Origin of the sequence: Panacibacter ginsenosidivorans, from assembly GCF_007971225.1 — a bacterium.
GTDB classification, from domain to species: Bacteria; Bacteroidota; Bacteroidia; order Chitinophagales; family Chitinophagaceae; genus Panacibacter; species Panacibacter ginsenosidivorans.
The window spans coordinates 4,373,589-4,391,112 of record NZ_CP042435.1; the positions used below are offsets into that span (position 1 = coordinate 4,373,589).

Annotated in this window: 17 protein-coding genes; 7 read left to right on the forward strand and 10 right to left on the reverse strand. The window is 36.1% G+C overall.

The annotated features are described in order from the left end of the window. Window positions 1–3: 3 nt before the first annotated feature. From FRZ67_RS18385 to FRZ67_RS18410, 6 genes are all read right to left on the reverse strand, one after another. Window positions 4–711 (reverse strand): ABC transporter ATP-binding protein, encoded by a 708-nt coding sequence (locus tag FRZ67_RS18385; RefSeq protein ID WP_147191973.1) that lies wholly within the window; start codon window positions 709–711, stop codon window positions 4–6. Window positions 712–931: 220 nt separating this feature from the next. Continuing rightward, window positions 932–2,143, reverse strand: a complete 1,212-nt coding sequence (locus FRZ67_RS18390; protein ID WP_147191975.1) for an ABC transporter permease — start codon at window positions 2,141–2,143, stop codon at window positions 932–934. Window positions 2,144–2,149: 6 nt separating this feature from the next. Then, the gene (locus tag FRZ67_RS18395) at window positions 2,150–3,361 is read right to left on the reverse strand and encodes an ABC transporter permease (RefSeq protein ID WP_147191977.1); all 1,212 of its coding nucleotides are present in this window, start codon (window positions 3,359–3,361) and stop codon (window positions 2,150–2,152) included. Then, window positions 3,358–4,101 carry an outer membrane lipoprotein-sorting protein gene (locus tag FRZ67_RS18400; protein ID WP_147191979.1) on the reverse strand — a complete coding sequence of 248 codons (744 nt, stop codon included), beginning with the start codon at window positions 4,099–4,101 and terminating at the stop codon, window positions 3,358–3,360. The genes FRZ67_RS18395 and FRZ67_RS18400 overlap by 4 nt, the downstream gene beginning before the upstream one ends. Window positions 4,102–5,286: 1,185 nt before the next feature. Continuing rightward, the gene (locus FRZ67_RS18405) at window positions 5,287–6,303 is read right to left on the reverse strand and encodes a hypothetical protein (protein WP_147191980.1); all 1,017 of its coding nucleotides are present in this window, start codon (window positions 6,301–6,303) and stop codon (window positions 5,287–5,289) included. Next, window positions 6,284–6,790, reverse strand: a complete 507-nt coding sequence (locus FRZ67_RS18410) for a P-loop nucleotide/nucleoside kinase family protein (RefSeq protein WP_147191982.1) — start codon at window positions 6,788–6,790, stop codon at window positions 6,284–6,286. The genes FRZ67_RS18405 and FRZ67_RS18410 overlap by 20 nt, the downstream gene beginning before the upstream one ends. A gap of 949 nt (window positions 6,791–7,739) precedes the next feature. Between FRZ67_RS18410 and FRZ67_RS18415 the strand changes: the two genes are divergently transcribed. Continuing rightward, window positions 7,740–8,126 (forward strand): DUF302 domain-containing protein, encoded by a 387-nt coding sequence (locus tag FRZ67_RS18415; RefSeq protein WP_147191984.1) that lies wholly within the window; start codon window positions 7,740–7,742, stop codon window positions 8,124–8,126. 297 nt (window positions 8,127–8,423) lie between these two features. Here the strand turns inward: FRZ67_RS18415 and FRZ67_RS18420 are convergent, their stop codons facing one another. Beyond that, a complete protein-coding gene (locus tag FRZ67_RS18420) occupies window positions 8,424–9,470 on the reverse strand; it encodes a type-X family DNA polymerase (protein ID WP_147191986.1) in 1,047 nt (348 codons plus the stop codon). Between the two features lie 316 nt (window positions 9,471–9,786). Here FRZ67_RS18420 and FRZ67_RS18425 point away from each other — a divergent pair, with 316 nt between their 5' ends. The 6 genes from FRZ67_RS18425 to cysQ all read left to right on the forward strand — a co-directional run bounded on the left by FRZ67_RS18425 (window position 9,787) and on the right by cysQ (window position 14,352). Continuing rightward, window positions 9,787–9,981: a hypothetical protein gene (locus FRZ67_RS18425; protein ID WP_147191988.1), complete on the forward strand. Its 195-nt coding sequence runs from the start codon at window positions 9,787–9,789 to the stop codon at window positions 9,979–9,981. Window positions 9,982–10,163: 182 nt separating this feature from the next. Continuing rightward, window positions 10,164–10,793, forward strand: coding sequence for a hypothetical protein (locus FRZ67_RS18430; protein ID WP_147191990.1), 630 nt, complete (start codon window positions 10,164–10,166; stop codon window positions 10,791–10,793). A 322-nt stretch (window positions 10,794–11,115) separates the two neighbouring features. Beyond that, window positions 11,116–12,087: a ribose-phosphate diphosphokinase gene (locus tag FRZ67_RS18435; RefSeq protein ID WP_147191992.1), complete on the forward strand. Its 972-nt coding sequence runs from the start codon at window positions 11,116–11,118 to the stop codon at window positions 12,085–12,087. An 11-nt stretch (window positions 12,088–12,098) separates the two neighbouring features. Then, entirely contained in the window at window positions 12,099–13,145 is a 1,047-nt protein-coding gene (locus FRZ67_RS18440) for a hypothetical protein (RefSeq protein WP_147191994.1), read from the forward strand. A gap of 38 nt (window positions 13,146–13,183) precedes the next feature. After that, window positions 13,184–13,525: a hypothetical protein gene (locus FRZ67_RS18445; protein ID WP_147191995.1), complete on the forward strand. Its 342-nt coding sequence runs from the start codon at window positions 13,184–13,186 to the stop codon at window positions 13,523–13,525. 47 nt (window positions 13,526–13,572) lie between these two features. Beyond that, window positions 13,573–14,352 (forward strand): 3'(2'),5'-bisphosphate nucleotidase CysQ, encoded by a 780-nt coding sequence (gene cysQ, locus FRZ67_RS18450; RefSeq protein WP_147191997.1) that lies wholly within the window; start codon window positions 13,573–13,575, stop codon window positions 14,350–14,352. Here cysQ and pncA read toward each other — a convergent pair. From pncA to FRZ67_RS18465, 3 genes are all read right to left on the reverse strand, one after another. After that, a complete protein-coding gene (gene pncA / locus FRZ67_RS18455; protein WP_147191999.1) occupies window positions 14,339–14,980 on the reverse strand; it encodes a bifunctional nicotinamidase/pyrazinamidase in 642 nt (213 codons plus the stop codon). The genes cysQ and pncA overlap by 14 nt on opposite strands. A 4-nt stretch (window positions 14,981–14,984) precedes the next feature. Next, window positions 14,985–16,397: a nicotinate phosphoribosyltransferase gene (locus FRZ67_RS18460; RefSeq protein ID WP_147192001.1), complete on the reverse strand. Its 1,413-nt coding sequence runs from the start codon at window positions 16,395–16,397 to the stop codon at window positions 14,985–14,987. A 409-nt stretch (window positions 16,398–16,806) separates the two neighbouring features. Further along, the gene (locus FRZ67_RS18465) at window positions 16,807–17,523 is read right to left on the reverse strand and encodes a ZIP family metal transporter (RefSeq protein WP_147192003.1); all 717 of its coding nucleotides are present in this window, start codon (window positions 17,521–17,523) and stop codon (window positions 16,807–16,809) included. Window position 17,524: the final 1 nt, after the last annotated feature.

Consider the following 17,524-nt stretch of genomic DNA (forward strand, 5'->3'; position numbering starts at 1 on the left):
AAATTATCCTGCATGCATTACTGATATTGGCGCTGTATCTTTTACGATCTTTCCGTCTTCAAGTGTGATCACTCTTCTCGCTCTTTCAATAACACGCTGGTCATGTGTTGAAAAAATAAAAGTCATGTTTTCTTCTTTGTTTAGTTGCAACATCATATCCAGAAGATTACCGGCAGAAACAGAATCGAGATTAGCAGTTGGCTCATCTGCTAAAATAAATTGCGGCTTAGGCGCCAATGCTCTTGCCACTGCAACACGTTGTTGCTGACCACCGGATAATTCCGGGGGTCGCTTATTTGCTTTGTCTGCAATACCAACTTGTTTCAGTAATTCCATCACTCTTGTTTCTCTTTCTTTTGTTGGAGTTTTTTGTAACAACATAATGAACTCAATATTTTCTTTTGCAGTAAGCACCGGTATAAGATTGTATGATTGAAACACGAAGCCAATATTGTGTAAACGAAAATCGATGAGCGCACTTCCTTTCATCTTGGTAATGTTTGTTCCATTGATCTCCACATAACCCGAAGTGGGTTCGTCTAATCCTCCAATCATATTTAGTAGAGTAGTCTTTCCCGAACCTGAGGGTCCTTTTATTGCAGTAAATTCACCACGTTCAATATGCAGGTGTACACCATTAAGTGCATACACAGGAATTGTTTTTTCATCGTAGATTTTTACCAGGTTGTGTGCGTCTATTACTGTGTTCATTTTAATTTCTATTCTTTATTGCATCTGAAATTTTATTAGCCGGCTCTTGCCCTTTGTGGCATCGCCTGTTGTGTCACTCACTTCAACTTTCAGAACATGAGTCAACAATTTATGCGTAGCTCATAACTGTTGTACAGTACAAGTGAGTGACACAACAAAAGCTCAATGCATATTCCGTAGCTGGCTACACAATTTTTATCATATCGTTTATAAAACATTTTCATCTTCGTATTGCTTCTGCAGGTTTTAATTTTAATGCTCTTCGCGCCGGCAAAAGTGATGCAACAAGCGCCGTTGCGATGACCATTGCAAGCATTAAAAAAAATTGCCGCGCATTGAATGTTGGGTAAATGAGACTGCTGTAGCCGAGGCTGGAATAAGCTTCTGAAAATTGTTTTAGATTGATGCCGCTTTTGTGTGTGTAAGCAATAGTGCTTAAGCCAAACGCAATGCCGACGGGTGTTCCGGCGAAAACAAGAAAAACGGTTTCGAGTAAGATCATCGTGAAAACTTTTATCCTGTTCATGCCGAGAGCGAGCAGCATTCCTATTTCTCTTGTTCTTTCAAGCACAGCCATCAACATGGTGTTGATGATGCCGAATGCAAGTGCAAGCATGATGATGCCCATATAGATTAGCATAGTTTGATCTGATGCAGAAACAAGCAAATTCATCTCGGGTGAAATTTCCGTCCATGTTTTTATTTCAAGTTGCGGATACTCTTTTTGTAATTGTTGCTTTACATTTTCAACTTCTTTTCCTGAACGTAACAGCAAAGCAATTTCATTGTATTGATGTGTGATGCCAGCAAGTGTATCTATGTCGCAAATATTTACAAACACATTGCTTTCATCATAAGGTGTGTTCACGGTTTTATAAATGCCAATAATGCGAAACGCACCTGAAGCAATGTTGCCATCTCTATCCTGGAAGGTGAGAATTGTTTTTGCATTTAATTTTAGCTTAAGTTTCTTCAAAGTTTTTTCGCTTACAATTATTTCATAGGGCTTTGAAGCAGTGAAATAAGTTCCATTAACCAGTTTGTTTTTGAGTTGCGTAAGATGATCTTCCTCTGCCGGCATCACTCCGTTTATTTGTATGCCGCTGCTGCCCGATGCAGTAGAGATCATTCCCTTGATGATCACTCTTCCTGCCGCAGCTTTTACAAGTGAGTTCTTTTTTGTTTGTTGTAATAAATTTTCTGCGTATGGTATATAGTATTGTATGTCGTAGTCATTTGAAAATTTTGAATGATGAATTTGTATGTGTGATATTTCCGTTTCAATCGCCGCACTGATGCGTTGTTCAATAAGACCGTTGTAAAATGACATAAGGAAAAATCCAGCCCACAAACCAATAGCAACTGCAGCAATGATAACAAGGCTTCGCGTTTTGTTTCGCCAGATATTTCTCCATGCTACTTTGATCAACATAATTTTTTATTTTCTCATTGCTGCAACAGGATTTAGCCTGCTTACATTCCACAAAGGGTAGATCCCGATGAGCATCGCTATTATTAAAACGATGAATGCCTGTGATAAAAAAATATCTCCGTTAAATGTTGCAGGGAATATTGCTTCAAATCCAAAATTCTCATAGGCCCTGGCTCTGTCTCCTGTAAAATGAATTGGTTTTTTTTGCAGGTATAAAACAACAGGAACGCTTATCAGTATTCCGGTTAAAGTGCCGCAGATACTGATTAAAACTGTTTCGGCAATCAGCATTTTTCCCAACTTAATTTTCTTCATGCCAATTGCGATCAGCATTCCGAATTCATATTTTCTTTCTGCAGTCATCATTAGTATTGTTCCAAAGATTCCAAATGCAATGATGAGATAAAGAATACCTGTCCATACATAAAAACCTGCAGCATCTGCTTTCATGTGATTCTCTATATCAGGCATCATTTGTTTCCATGTCATCACTTCATATTCATTGTCAAGTCCTGATGCCACTGACTGCTGAATGATGTCAAGATTTTCAGGATCGTCGATGGCAAGCGCAACGGATGTGACAATATTTTCTGCACTCAAAAATTTTTGTGCGGTAGCTAATGGTAAATACACAAGACCATCATTCAATTGTGGCTGACCAAATTTTACAATTCCCTTTATAGCATACTTTCCAGCGGCAATTGCTCCCTGGTATCCCTGACCAAGCAAAACAATAGTATCATTTACTGTTAAGTATAATCGTCTTGCTAATCCTTCTGCGATCAATGCTACATTTTCATTTTTATTAAAGTAAGCGCCGGCTTTCAATTTGCTTTTAAGTGAAGTGAGTTGATTTTCTTTTTCCGGATCTGTGCCAACCACCATGCAACCTTTCGTTGTATTTCCTGTTGATGCAAGTGCAAATGATTCAATTCGCGGTACAATTTCTTTTACGGATGGTTGCTGAATCTTTTTTAACAATGAATCGGAAAGCACAAAACTATTTTCAAGCACTTGTTCATCCTGGTAACCTCTTTTATGAACCTGAATATATCCTGAGTAAAAGCTTACAACATTTTTAATAAGATTATTAAAAACGCCTTCCTGCAATGATTTTATAACAATTGCCAACACAACAGCAAACGATATTGATGCCATGGTAATAATGGTGCGGCGTTTATTACGCCAGAGATTTCTCCATGTAAGTTTCCAGGTCATTGCACCCGTGGCATATTTTGTGTTGTGAAAAAATTATCGTCGATCGTTTTATCAAATTCAAGCGAGTTATAAATGAGTACAGTTTTATTTCCTTTTTTTTCCGCAGGTATCATTTCCATTCTTGCAGGCAACAATTTTCCACCCAGTATTTTGATATCCGAACAATGCATCGTATTCACCAGGCTGCCATCTTCATCATAATATTCCGCATGCATCATGATGAAATCATTTTTATCTATCCACAATAAAACCTTTCCCCACACAACAGAAGACTGCGGCTTCGGCAACATTTTAATCATGTAACAAGCTCTTCCGTCGATCGTCGTATCTTTTATAATTGACTGATCATAATCTTCTACGATCGATGCTTCTTTCACAAGGTCGTCATTTGTAAAGTCAGTGCCCATCCAGCTTTGGCTCATCATAGATGGTGGCAGTTTTATATTGCGTTCAATTGCGGGCACCCAGTTCCACACTTCCTTCTTGCGTTTCAGGTAAACAATGCCTTTGTCTTTTGCAGGTGATGTAACCAATATCAAAGCAAGATCATTTCCTTTTGTCCAGGTTTTCATTCCCATTTCTCTCGACCAGTTTGGTCGCACAATTTGTATCATCATATTTGCCTGCGAGGTTTTTCCTTTCGCCCTGTCATCAGCTTTCTTCACAATTTCTTTTGCATCCTGTGCATGTACAGAAAGCATAAACAGCAATGAAAAAAAACATGAAATAATTTTTAGCATAGAAAATTTTTTTGTACCGGGCTTAAGTAATTCTATTTAACAACTGTTGCGTCGCACACTTGTATGCTTTTATCTTTATTCAGCATAAATAGCTCTCAGTAAAGTTATAGAGCGAGAAGAATGAAAATACTGATTTATATCAGGCATGAGTAAGGGTATTATCAGCAAGCATGTACATATACACATTTTTTTTTGCCGCTGCATTCAATGCATTAGCTAACTTGTTACCCGGTTTTATAGTCATAAAAAAATATACATGAATACTTTCTCTGGTAAATGCTTACCAGGATTTTCTTTATTGCATGCCAAAACGAGAATCTATGAAAACTGCAGCTTTTAAAAAAAGTGTTCATCAATGAAAAATTACATTTAACAACGGCGCTTTAAATGATGCGATTGATGTAGCAAAACTACCAAAAGGCGTGTATGCTTTGTCAGCATCATGCGAGAGAAATCAACATTTATAACACCGACAATAACGTAATAAAAAAAATTTCAGATATTATTATTTGATGGCTGGCTTGGTTTCTTTTTATTAAAATCTCATGTAATTTTTTTCAGCGGAAGCTATGGATAGCAAAGATGAAAGGATTGTAAAGCAAAGAAAATGAAAAGTGACCGATATGAATTAATGACCAACAGGGATCTCAACAATAAATGTTATCCCTATATCATTTTCACTGATAAAACTAATCTTTCCTCCAGGCAAATCCAAATAACGTTTTACAATATTAAGGCCAGGGCTTGTACCTTATATTGACGAAACATCTTGTGCCAGAAAAAAACTTGAAAATATATTTGCCTGATCCTACCGGGGAATGCCAATGCCCTTATCTATTACCTTTATTGAGATAGTGTTATGGCTAACATTTGTGTTAAGAATTATTTCCTGCCCGACATTTTATTGGTAAACTGATCTGGCTCAAACCCGGTTGCCTTTTTACATTTAGCCCAATATAGTCTATTTTAAAAGCTGGCTTTATGGTGCAGCGATAAGGAATAAATGGTAAATTATTCAAAACCAGGTTAAACCGGCATTGCTTTTCGCAGCAACTGTTCAACATTCTTTGGTTAGTAATGTCCACCAAAGTGATTCAGATGTACGGTATGGTATAATACACATATAAAACCAAGCGCCATCTACTGCGCTCACTTCCATTGATATTACGGCAAGATTTAAGAATATTAATTATTCTCCAGCTGTTTAATATAGGTGTTCATTAACTTAAGATATTTGTCAACTTCCGAAAGAATTAATTTTCTTTCGGCATCATTTTTTGAATCCCTGGATCTGAGGCTATTTACTTTTGCCCTGATATTCGAGCGATAACTTTTATAGTAAATAAAAAGTTTGCGGTCTTTTTCAGTTTTTATGGAAGGGAAAAAATCATTATAGCAGCTTAGAAATAAGTCTGATAAATCCTGCCTGCCAAATGCATCAAGATCCATACACAAAAATGCAATTTCGTTCAATACATCAATCTGGCGGTAATCATCGTTGAATTCTATACAATCAAAGGGCAGGGGAGATGGCAGTAAAAAAATATTTCTTGAATGTAAATCCCCATGGCAATCTCTGAAATACCCGGCTTTAAGCCTCGCGGCTACGAGGTCTTTATTCCTTTCCATAAATGCATAAGACATATCAATGGCCTGGCTAATGATAATGCTACTATTGCTATTTAAATATTCACCCAGATAATCTTTTTCTGCACCCAAATCATTAAATTTCTTTTGAACATCCAGTATATCTTTTTCGTAAATGATATTTGCACGTTTGTGAAAAGAGGCTATTTTTTCTGCTAAATGCTGTATATCAGATTGGGTTACTTTGTTGCTGGCTAAAAGTAAATCCATTTGCTTTTCCCTGTCCATTTTTCTCATTCTCACAGCGTGATCTATTATCACACCATCTTTCTCTCCGATAAAGACGTTGCCGGAGGACTCTCTTACAGTTTGTACGTCCAGGTACATGTCATCGCTTAATCTTCTGTTTAATTCGACTTCCCTTTCACAATAGTATTTTCTTGCTTCTATTGTGGAAAAGTCAAGAAATGAATAATGAATAGGCTTTTTTATTTTATACACAAGCCGGTTACATAAAAACACCCAGGAAATATGTGTTTCAATCAATTCAGGACGGGATAAATCTTCAGGAAAACTTCCTTCCAATAGTAGCTTGTTAATTTGTTCCTTTGTCATCACCAAGGTGCAGGTAATCTGCAGTTTTTTCTAGCATGTCTTTAATATTATCATCCGTTGATGTCAGTATCAAATGATTTTCATGCAAAGGCTCCCATTCCTGGTTGATTTTTTTATAGACCTCAAAATCAGCTTCACTATCTCCTCTCGGTCTTTTCAATCTTTCCCTGATTAAAGGCTCTTCTGCTGTGACTTCAATAAAAACAAGATCTTTATTTTTCACTTCATCAATAAATTTTTTCCTGATATCATTTGTGTAAAAGGTGGCGTCCAGTACCACATTTTTGTTTTGTTTTATTGCCTTTTGCATTTGGGCAAGCATTTCATTGTATACTGATAATTTCTCTTTTATTGAATATGTTCTGATACCAAACATCTGCTTTCGCAGTTTGTCACTGTTTAAATAATCCCCATGGATCATCTCTGCAACACGAGAAGCAAAATAACTTTTACCTGAACCTGGCAAACCAAAGACCATTATAATCATGGAGGGATATTTTTAAAAATCCAATACTTGTGCTTCATTCATTATTATCAGCACAAATCTAAAACTAATTAAATGAGGGTATTATGATTTTCATCATTCGTGTAGAATGATACAATGAAAGTTTAATTCATTTTTTCACAACATGTCATAAAAAAAACCCTTTATAACGAGAAAGAAGATCAGCGACAGCTTATAATGAAAGGAAATTATTTACTCAAACAAATTGTATTCATCCCCCCGTAAGATCAACCAGGTTACCTAAAAAACTCCAGTTAGAAAAAGCAATGAGTGAACAGATCATTGCATTTGGTGAATTGATCGGGTTGCATAAAAGAAAAAACGAAAACGAAAAAGCTTGTATTTCTACTGACCTTTTTTTGTTGCCAAAGGCATAGTGATTCCTTGATAAATCATAGGTTATAACAACTTAAGAAAAATCAGTCTTTCGGCTGATAATAATCATTTTTCAAGGGAGATAAAAGCTATAGATTTGATAAGTAAAAATTTTTTATGATAGCCCCAGAAAAGGTTCAATTAGAAATAGTTGTTTACTGGTTTGTCATAATAATTTTATTTATTATGCTGGTACTGTATGGAAGGCAGTTAATGGGATGGATACTGCTAAAACTGTATGAGTATTTTATTCAACATAATCCGATGAAATTGTAATTTATCTTAGAAAGTGACTGGTGTTCTCACTTTCTGAAAGAAATAAATAATTCATATTGCAGATCTTATGAAGGTGATATAAATGCTTTTTTGACAAAAAAAAATTACAATGGAAGCGATAAAGTCGAACTATATACTTATAATTATTCTTGCCATTGTCATTTTCGTAATAGCAGTAAGGATAGTTAAAACGACCAAAAAATAATTACTGCAAACTTGTTATAATTAGTGGACTAAAAGTGAATTTAATGAATGATCACAGCAATGTAAATTATTTGCAATGGAGTACCATTTCAGCAAAACAGTAAATATTTCTTTTGAAGAGGAAGTTGAGAAAGTAATTGCCGAATTACAAAAGGAGGGATTCGGAATAATTACCCGTATCGATATGAAAGAAACTTTAAAAAAGAAAATCAATGTTGATTTCAGAAAATATATAATACTGGGAGCCTGCAATCCACGTTATGCTTATGAAGCTTTACTGGAAGAAGATAAACTTGGTGTGTTTTTGCCGTGTAATGTGGTGATACAGGAACACGAAGTTGGTAAAGTGGAAATTTCCATAGTAAATCCTGAAGAATTGATGCATAGCGTGAGCGATCTTAATTTGAGAACATTTGCCACAGAAATAAAAGAATCTTTACAACAGGTATTGAATAACTGTTAATATAAATACCTTATTTTAATAAAATATTGCTGATAAAAATTATGCAGCACACGTTGATATTAATCATAAGCTGTAATCATTTATTTTTTATTTTGCAGGCTGCTGCATTCATGGTATCATTCCTTACATCGCCCACTTCAACTTCTATTCTATTGATTAAAGCATGATGCCGAATATAAATGATTTGATAAAATCACGAACAATATAAAGAAAAGTGATATGCTTATATATTGAACTGTGTATTTAAAGAATGGAACCTTCAAAGGTAATAGAGGTTTTTAATAAAAAAGTGTCCAATTAATTGGGATAAATAATGCCATTACTCAAAGTAGCTTTTTCAATTTCGCCTTTATCTAAACGTTGTTCCGGAGGAATATATTTTAGATTCAAAAAATGATACATTTCTTCTTCTGTGGAACCCGCTAATCTTTTGCCGGAAATTGCATCATATAATCCATACTCATTTATTTTAAAGCCTTTTTGTTTGGCAATCATTCTGAGTTTGATATTATGTTCTTTGGATCCTGTGAAGTATAGCATAGCTGCACCATATTCGTAATCATTTACCAGGCGGATATCTACCTGTACATTTTCATAGTTCAATATTACACTGGCTTTGGTAGAGCCCTTTACCAATACTTTCGCTACCTGTGGTAGTTTAATAATCCTGTTAACGATCTTTTTTCTGTCCTTGCTTTCGGCGAGTATAACAATATCAATATCTCCAATGGTTTCTTTTTTTCTACGCAGACTGCCCGCTAATTCTGCTTTTTGCACGCCGGGCATTTTTTTTATTTCATTTACTATTTCATTGCCGATTCTTTCAGCATCTTTTAGCAGTATGCGTTTGGGTTCCTTGAATAATTTCAGAGCCCGTTTCATATTTTCAATTTTCTTTTCGCCAAAGCCCCTTAATCCCTCCAGTTTATCTGTCTCCAATGCTTTGATTAAGTCTTCCCTGTTTTTGATACCGCGTTTATCATGCAATTGTTTTAATGTAGCAGGACCAAAACCGGTAATGTCCATCAGCTCCAGTAACTCATAAGGCACGCGCTTTTTAAGCAGTTCAAATGTTTCTATTTTGCCAGTATGAAGGTATTCTATAATTTTTTCGGCTATGCTTTCTCCAATACCACCAATTTCATCAAGTGTTTTCACATCACCTGAATAACAAGCAATATCTTCTTTCATATTACGCAATATCCTGGAAACATTTTCATAGGCAATAGCGCGGAAACGTTCTTCGCTTCCCAGATAGCGGTAACAATCTGCCATATGATGAAATATAGATGCAAGTGACAAATTGTTTTGAATAATATTTTTTTTTGACAAACCCTCAAACATAAAGTATCTATTTGTTGCATGGAGTACAAACTGCTAAAGAGTGCGACGCAACGAAAGCCCAATCATAATTCTTCACTCTGCTAAATAAAAGGCAAATAACAGGCTAAACCCTTTTCCAGTCTATGAGGATAATCACTATATGTTGTGATAGCTATCAGTGTTTTAAGCGATAACTAAAAGTAGTTTCGTTATCTAAAAAAGCTTGCTATGAATGCGGTCATTACACCGGAAATACGTGAAGTAATTGGGGCTGTTCACTATAGGCCCGCCGTATCAATTATTATTCCGTTTGAACCAAAGATGAGTTTGAGACTACATGTATGCTGCTCAATATGGAAGTGATGAAGATGTTATTTATAAAGCCTCTGAGCCTTACAATAAATTTTCTCATATAAAAGATGCAGTGGATGATGTGATTGAAAAAGTACTGGAAACTGGTGGGGATGTGGAATTTGTAGATAAAGATGTACTGGATGCGTACAAACATATTGCACTTATACAATATTATTAAACAAGAAATTTTATGAAAACAATATTGTTGCAATTGATTTAGTCATGTTCCGGTGATGTTAATTCATCAATAATCTTGCTTAAGCTTATCTCCTTTATTCTCAGTATTTTACTAAAGTCATTAATCACCAAATGCAAACACTTCTTTTGTTGAGAAATAGTTACGACATAAAGCAAAAAGTTATGAAAAAGAGTTTTGTATCACTTTTATTAATCACGCTTATTGTAATATCATGTACAAATACCCGTATTACTTCTTCATGGAAAGCGCCTGCCTCAACGCCTGTTAAGTACAAAAAAATCTTAGTCATAGCATTATCTCAACCGGATAACAGCCTGAAAGAAAAAATGGAACAGCACTTGGTAGGAGATCTAAAATCACACGCCATTGATGCTATTTCCGCGTATCAGCAATATGGTCCTAAAGAATTTGATAAAATGAATGAAGAAGGGTTTGTTGAGCAAATAAAAAATACAGGAACAGATGCGATAATGACAATTGTATTGCTTGATAAATCAAAAGAACGTAATTACGTTCCCAATCACATTATTTACACACCATATGCAATTTATTATGACCGTTTCTGGGGTTATTACACAACGATATATGGACGTGTCTATACCCCCGGTTATTATGTTACCAATACTGAATATTTCTGGGAAAGCAATTTATATGATGCAACTACCAAACACCTTGTTTATTCTGTTCAAACAAAATCTTTCAACCCCGATAATTCAGAATCACTGGCGCATGAATATGGACAGCTGATTGTAAGTGACATGGTAAAGAAAGAAGTAATTGGCAAGGAGTAAACCAATTCATTCAATGAGTACATTCAAAGTAAGCTAAATTTTATGACTGTTGAATTTCATTTGCCGCAGGAAAAAGTCAAGACACAAATAAATTAAAAACACATTTCATATTTAAAGTGAAGTAAGAAGTAACTTCTTCCAGACAATACAAAATGCATGAGGTAGCTGTAGCGTCGCAATTTTCGTAATTTGGTTCTTTTGTCATTATTTAAAAAATAATAATTTATATTCCTAATTACCGAATATAACTATTCAGATTATTAACGTTCATCCGGCAAATCAATGACGGTTTAAGATTATAAGCTATTAGAACTTATTTTTTATGAAACTTTTTTCTTTATTTAATAGTATAGAATTCGGTGAGCAAATCGCAAAGGAATTGAATATTCCGCTAAGCATGCATGAAGAAAGAGAATTTGAAGACGGTGAACACAAAATCCGTTCAATGGAAAATGTGCGCAATGAAGAAGTATTCGTGATTCATTCTTTATATAGTGATGGAATGCAAAGTGTAAATGATAAACTTTGCCGTTTACTATTCTTTATAGGCGCATTAAAAGATGCCTCCGCGAAAAATGTCACAGCTGTTGTTCCTTATTTGTGCTATGCACGTAAGGACAGGAAAACAAAATCAAGGGACCCCATTACTACACGTTATATAGCACAACTTTTTGAAGCAGTTGGAACCGATCGTATCATAACAATGGACGTACACAACATCCAGGCATTTCAAAATAGTTTTCGCTGTTCCACTGAAAATCTTGAAGCAAAAAAAATATTTGCAGATTATTTAGCTCCATTGATTTCAAATGAAAATGTGGTGATTGTGTCTCCTGATATTGGAGGCATTAAAAGAGCAGAACAGTTTCAGCAGTCTTTACAGAAAAGGATGGAGAGAAATATTCCCCTGGCGTTTATGGAAAAATACAGGAGCCAGGGAGTTGTATCGGGCTCCATATTGTTGGGAGAAGTAAAAGATAAAACTGCTATCATTGTTGATGATCTTATCAGTACAGGAACTACTATAGCCCGTACAGCCACAGCTTGTAAAAAAGCAGGAGCTAAAAAAATATTTGCACTTGCCACTCACGGAATCTTCACGGGAAATCCAGACGAGGTTTTTGGTAAAGAAATGTTGCAGCAAATAATTATTACGAATACCATTCCGCCTTTCAGGTTAAACAATACAAAGACGAAAGAGAAAGTAACGGTATTAAATGCAGCAACCTTGTTTGCTGAGACAATAAAAAGAATAAATGAAGGAGGTTCGATTACAGCACTGCTGAATGATTAAATTGGGAACAAATGACAACTAAAAATACAGTAGAAGCAGTTACTGATAATCGTTTTTCGATTGAAGAAAAGGTTGCGTTTTTAAAACAGCCTGAAGTCTATCCTTTTCATGCACAAAAAGTGAATACAAAGGAGACGCACATGTCATGGATATTTTTTGTTGGCAATTTTGTGTACAAATTAAAAAAACCTGTCAGATACAATTACCTGGATCATCGAACGCTAGCCTCGAGATTGAAAGATTGCAGAAGAGAAATTCGGTTAAATAAAAAATTGGCTGAAGATATATACATAGGGCTTACACCACTCACTTCAACTGAAGAAGGTAAGTTAGAACTGAGCGGGAATGGTAAAATTGAAGAATGGTTGGTAAAAATGAACTACATATCTCAGGAAACAATGCTCGATCATGCTATAAGGCATAATTGTATTAATGAAGAGCGATTAAAACAGGCGGCTTTATTGCTTTCAAATTTTTACAAGGAAGAGCCATCTGTAAGGATGGGTGAAGAGGAATACAAAAAAAAATTACGAAAAGAGGTTATAGAAAACTATAAAGCATTGATTCAACCGGACTATAAACTACCTGAACAGGTAATCAAAAAGCTTACAAACAAACTGCTCTGTTTCCTGGAGAAACATTCATTACTTTTTAACGAAAGGGTATCGCAGAAAAAAATTATTGAAGCGCATGGTGATCTTAGACCCGAGCATGTTTGCCTTACTCCAAAACCAGTGATTATTGATCGTCTTGAATTCAGCCGTGCATTGAGAATATTGGATACGGCTGAAGAGCTTTCTTACTTTGCAATGGAATGTGAAATGTTAGGAAATGTTGTTCTTGGTGAATTTTTTTTTAACACTTATTCCGAACAAACTTCAGATAATATAAATCCGTCATTGGTTCTTTTTTATAAAATAAAAAGAGCTTGTCTCCGGGCTTACCTTGGTGCAAGACATGTAACAGAATCGAATTATAAAAGAGACAACGGATGGCTTACCAAAGCAAACAGATATGTAGCACTGGCAGAACAATATGACAAAATACTTACAACGTAATGTAATATTCTAAGATGAATAAAGTTTAGAATGCACAAATGAATTACACAACAGGCGGTCCGATAAAAAATAATTTGTATAAAAGCAATAAAACGAAAACAGTGCAACCAATAAAATCTTTCTGGAGCCTTGATAAGCCAGAACTTTTCTATCAAACTGACTCTTCTCTAAATGGTTTAGCAGAAAGTGAGGCAAGTACCCGTTTACTCAACAACGCTGTCTTAATAAAATACCGAAATCATGAACGCAACGGTAAGAAAAAGCGGCATAGAAAAGAAATACCAATTGATGAATTAGTACCGGGTGCTATTGTATTATTAAATGCCTGCGGTATTATCCCGGCAGATGCATGCATATACTGCGATAGCTTTATATTTTGAATGATAATAGATAATATTTGGATGTTAGCAAAACTCAGGGGCAGAAGATGACAGATGTACAGAATTTATTGGAAATAGCAAAGTATGCGGCGCTTGATGCAGGCAAAGCAGTTATGGAAATATACAGATCTGGGGAATTTGAAACAGATATAAAGACAGGCGCTTCTCCTGTAACCAAGGCAGATAAAATATCTCATACAATTATCACGGGGCACCTTGATAAGACCCATTTACCAGTTCTTTCCGAAGAAGGGGGGCATATTGATTTCAAAAAAAGAAAACAATGGGAATATTTTTGGTTGATAGATCCGCTTGACGGGACAAAAGAGTTTATTAATAAAAATGGTGAGTTCACTATCAATATTGCTTTCGTAAGACAGAATACCGCTGCCGGAGGTGTAATCTATGCGCCATGTAACGATACTTTGTATAGTGGGTCAAAAGAAACGGGGGCGTTCAAAAATGAGAAAGGGAGCCTGGTTGAATTTCCGCCATTGGCTGAAAGAGTTCAATTTAAAGATCTGCTGCAAAGAGAACATATAACAGTAATAGCTTCCAGATCTCACGTGAATTCTGAAACAATGACGTTTATAAAACAGTTTCAAAGTACAAAGCTTATGTCACTTGGCAGTTCACTTAAATTCATGCTACTTCTTGAAAACCGGGCTGATATTTATCCAAGATTGGGAGCGACGATGGAATGGGACACGGCGGCTGCTCATGCAATTTTAAACGCTTCCAACAGGGGCGTGTACCAGGCTGATATGAAATCAGAACTCTGTTATAATAAACCTGATCTTACAAATCCGTTCTTTATTGCGTTTTAGCCCCCACGATGTTCAAAGCTGCGGGCAAACTACCACTTTGAATAATCATTCCGCCTTTGTCTTTAAACACCTGCATCGTTGTTATAAAGTCTTCCTTCTTCAAAGGACAAGTGCCATCTTCTATGATATATGTTTCAAACCCTTCCTTCAAACTATCCATCGCTGTATAGAAGACACATATATCACCACATAATCCGGTTATATAAACTTCTTTTACTTTTTTGCCACGCAAATAATCAGCGAGACAGGTTGATTTACGATGGCCATTATCATAAAAACCGCTGTAGCTGTCTATTTCCGGATCGGTACCTTTTCTGAAAATTGCCTCCGCTTTATTCGTGTTAAATGCAACAGGAAAACTTGCACCTGATGTTCCCTGCACGCAATGATCCGGCCAAAGGGTTTGTTGCAATCCGTTTAATTCTATTACATCAAAAGGTTTTTTCCCTACATGGCTGGATGCAAAGCTTTTATGATCAGGAGGATGCCAGTCTTGTGTAATGACAACCAACTCAAAATAGTTTTGCAGTTCGTTTATAACAGGAATAATCTTATCGCCTGCAGGAACTTCCAATGCGCCACCGGGTAAAAAATCGTTTTGAATATCGACAAGTAGAAGTGCTTTCATTCTATTATTTTTTATAATCATCTTTCAGCTGATCTCTTAATGCCAGTAATTTTTTGCTTACACCTACTTTATACAGGTGTGGATTTTCAAATCTTTTATACTCTGTGGGTAAGAGTAATAATCTCCTCTTTGCATACCCGGCAATATCTTTTAATGAATAAGACTGAGAAATTATTTTTCCTTTCTCCATCACTTTTTGCAGCAAAGGTTCCTGCTGAAAATTTCCTATTACAAGAGATTTACCAGCTTCAAAGGGATGATACATGATGTCAGTTTTTTGTTGTTCTTCTGTGAGCGTAACTACATCTGCACCAAAGAATAGCCCATCGCTGGTAATTACTCTATACGTATGCTTTATCCCGGGCAATGTTATTTTCTCAAGTGTTTCTGATAACTTTAAGCGAGGCTTTCCGGAAGCCATCGAAAGTTTATAAACACCATCCAGTGCAGCATCCGGTTGACCAGTAACAAGACGCGTACCTACGCCAAAAATATCAATCTGTGCACCCTGCTCAGTTAAACTTTTAATTACATACTCATCGAGTTGATTGGAAGCTACTATTTTCATGTAATGCAAACCAGCTTCATCGAGCTCATTTCTTGCAACTTTGGAGAGATAAGCAAGATCACCACTGTCCAAACGGATACCTCCCGCACGATGCCCATTGCTTTCCATTTCTTTTGCAACTGTAATAGCATTAGGTACACCGCTTTTAAGTGTATCATATGTATCAACAAGGAATATGCAATCATCCGGACGTGCTTTTGCAAAAGCACGAAAAGCTTCGAGTTCACTATCATAGCTTTCAATGAAAGAATGTGCCATCGTTCCTGCAGCAGGCAATCTGTATAATTGTGCTGCATATACGTTACTGGTTGATTCGAATCCACCAATAATGGCACCTCTTGCAGCAAGTATACCGCCCATACCCTGTGCTCTTCGTAAACCAAAATCGCTCAGGAGGCGATTACCCGCGACATACCTCATCCGTGAAGCTTTGGTTGCAATAAGTGATTCAAAATTGAGTATGTTCAGCAGCAGTGTTTCCACCAGTTGTGCTTCAATAATATTTCCCTCAACACGAAGTATAGGACAATTGGGAAAAATAATTTCGCCTTCCATGCAAGAATATACATTACCGCGAAACTGAAATCTCTTAAGATATTCAATAAAGGAAGAATTGAATTTTAATTCTCTGAGAAAGGAAAGATCATCATCTGTAAAATGCAGGTCCGTCAATATATTCAAAACGTCCTGCAATCCCGCAAAAACCACATACCCTCCCTTGTTCGGCACTTTACGAAAAAAATAATCAAAACATGCAGTATCATCTTTTCGGCCTTCCATGAAATATGTTTCTGACATAGTTATTTCATACAGGTCAGTGTAACTTCCGCTGATTGAAAAAGATAACATTCGTTTAATTTAACGTGATTTCGGGATAAGATAAAATAATTATGATACCAGCTTTTATACCCTGATTGGTCTTCGTTGCGTCGCAATCCTTTCATCGTTCTGATTATGAGTTGAGCTTTTAGATGCCAAAAGATATATTGATGAAGTGCTTGCGACGCAACGAACGATGCTATAAAATTCCAAAGTTGGTATCATCAAAAATAGATGTTCATGCAGAACTCACGTTAATTTATGAAATTTTAAAAGAACAAAGAGTAAATTGTTAGATATTCCTTGTTATTAAGGTGTATTTCGTGAGATTGCTTTATGCTGCGGCTTTCCGTAGTGGTTCCCGGTATTTGAATTTGCAGGTATTCTGCTCAAAAACGTCGAGACAACGTAATGATAGAATTTTTTCATTTTATTTCAGTCAATAGCCTGATAATCTAACAGCAGCATATATTACAACAGCTCCTGAAATTGTCATGATTGTACTCCCTATAGAATATTCATGCTGACATTCCGGTAACAGATCGGTTGCCCCCAGGTAAAAAAAGAAACCAGCAAATAAAGCAAGCATTAATCCAAGCAAAGATGTAGGCAGCGAGAAAAAAAATGTTGATAAAATTCCCGCCACAGGCGCCAATGAATTAATCAGCAGCCATTTAATAGCTTCTTTTCTTTTACAATTATTTTTAATAATAATCATGACCGTGTTGATACCGTCAGACAAACCATGTGTTATCACAGCAGCCGCAACAATTGTCCCCATAGAAACTGAGATGTTAAATACAAATCCTATTGCGATGCCATCAAGAAAACTATGTATCGATAAACTGCCCGCACCAATTCTGCCTTTTATTTTATTTTTTACCTGCTGTTCTTTTGAATCCGAATGCAGTATAGCAAGCCTGTCAAGGGTCATATAGATAAGAAATCCCAGAGCCGCCATCGAATTAATTATTTCAAAACTATGCTTTCCACCTGCGAGGGAAAGTGATTCCGGCAACAGATCAAAAAAGCCGACTCCTATAATTGCGCCTGCGCTAAAACCTGGAATAAGTCCCCATCGGTCTTTAACCCTTAAGGCAAACAGGCCACCTGCGAGTGTTGAAAAAAAAGTAATAATGGTTATTAAAATGAGCATG

What these genes read in the sequence shown, in the direction of transcription:
- cysQ (WP_147191997.1), top strand. Translation starts at nt 13,573, where the DNA reads ATGACAGATGTACAGAATTTATTGGAAATAGCAAAGTATGCGGCGCTT.
- pncA (WP_147191999.1), bottom strand. Translation starts at nt 14,980, where the DNA reads ATGAAAGCACTTCTACTTGTCGATATTCAAAACGATTTTTTACCCGGT.
- FRZ67_RS18420 (WP_147191986.1), bottom strand. Translation starts at nt 9,470, where the DNA reads ATGTTTGAGGGTTTGTCAAAAAAAAATATTATTCAAAACAATTTGTCA.
- FRZ67_RS18390 (WP_147191975.1), bottom strand. Translation starts at nt 2,143, where the DNA reads ATGTTGATCAAAGTAGCATGGAGAAATATCTGGCGAAACAAAACGCGA.
- FRZ67_RS18445 (WP_147191995.1), top strand. Translation starts at nt 13,184, where the DNA reads ATGAATTACACAACAGGCGGTCCGATAAAAAATAATTTGTATAAAAGC.
- FRZ67_RS18395 (WP_147191977.1), bottom strand. Translation starts at nt 3,361, where the DNA reads ATGACCTGGAAACTTACATGGAGAAATCTCTGGCGTAATAAACGCCGC.
- FRZ67_RS18465 (WP_147192003.1), bottom strand. Translation starts at nt 17,523, where the DNA reads ATGCTCATTTTAATAACCATTATTACTTTTTTTTCAACACTCGCAGGT.
- FRZ67_RS18425 (WP_147191988.1), top strand. Translation starts at nt 9,787, where the DNA reads ATGTATGCTGCTCAATATGGAAGTGATGAAGATGTTATTTATAAAGCC.
- FRZ67_RS18415 (WP_147191984.1), top strand. Translation starts at nt 7,740, where the DNA reads ATGGAGTACCATTTCAGCAAAACAGTAAATATTTCTTTTGAAGAGGAA.
- FRZ67_RS18385 (WP_147191973.1), bottom strand. Translation starts at nt 711, where the DNA reads ATGAACACAGTAATAGACGCACACAACCTGGTAAAAATCTACGATGAA.
- FRZ67_RS18410 (WP_147191982.1), bottom strand. Translation starts at nt 6,790, where the DNA reads ATGATTATAATGGTCTTTGGTTTGCCAGGTTCAGGTAAAAGTTATTTT.
- FRZ67_RS18440 (WP_147191994.1), top strand. Translation starts at nt 12,099, where the DNA reads ATGACAACTAAAAATACAGTAGAAGCAGTTACTGATAATCGTTTTTCG.
- FRZ67_RS18460 (WP_147192001.1), bottom strand. Translation starts at nt 16,397, where the DNA reads ATGTTATCTTTTTCAATCAGCGGAAGTTACACTGACCTGTATGAAATA.
- FRZ67_RS18435 (WP_147191992.1), top strand. Translation starts at nt 11,116, where the DNA reads ATGAAACTTTTTTCTTTATTTAATAGTATAGAATTCGGTGAGCAAATC.
- FRZ67_RS18430 (WP_147191990.1), top strand. Translation starts at nt 10,164, where the DNA reads ATGAAAAAGAGTTTTGTATCACTTTTATTAATCACGCTTATTGTAATA.
- FRZ67_RS18405 (WP_147191980.1), bottom strand. Translation starts at nt 6,303, where the DNA reads ATGACAAAGGAACAAATTAACAAGCTACTATTGGAAGGAAGTTTTCCT.
- FRZ67_RS18400 (WP_147191979.1), bottom strand. Translation starts at nt 4,101, where the DNA reads ATGCTAAAAATTATTTCATGTTTTTTTTCATTGCTGTTTATGCTTTCT.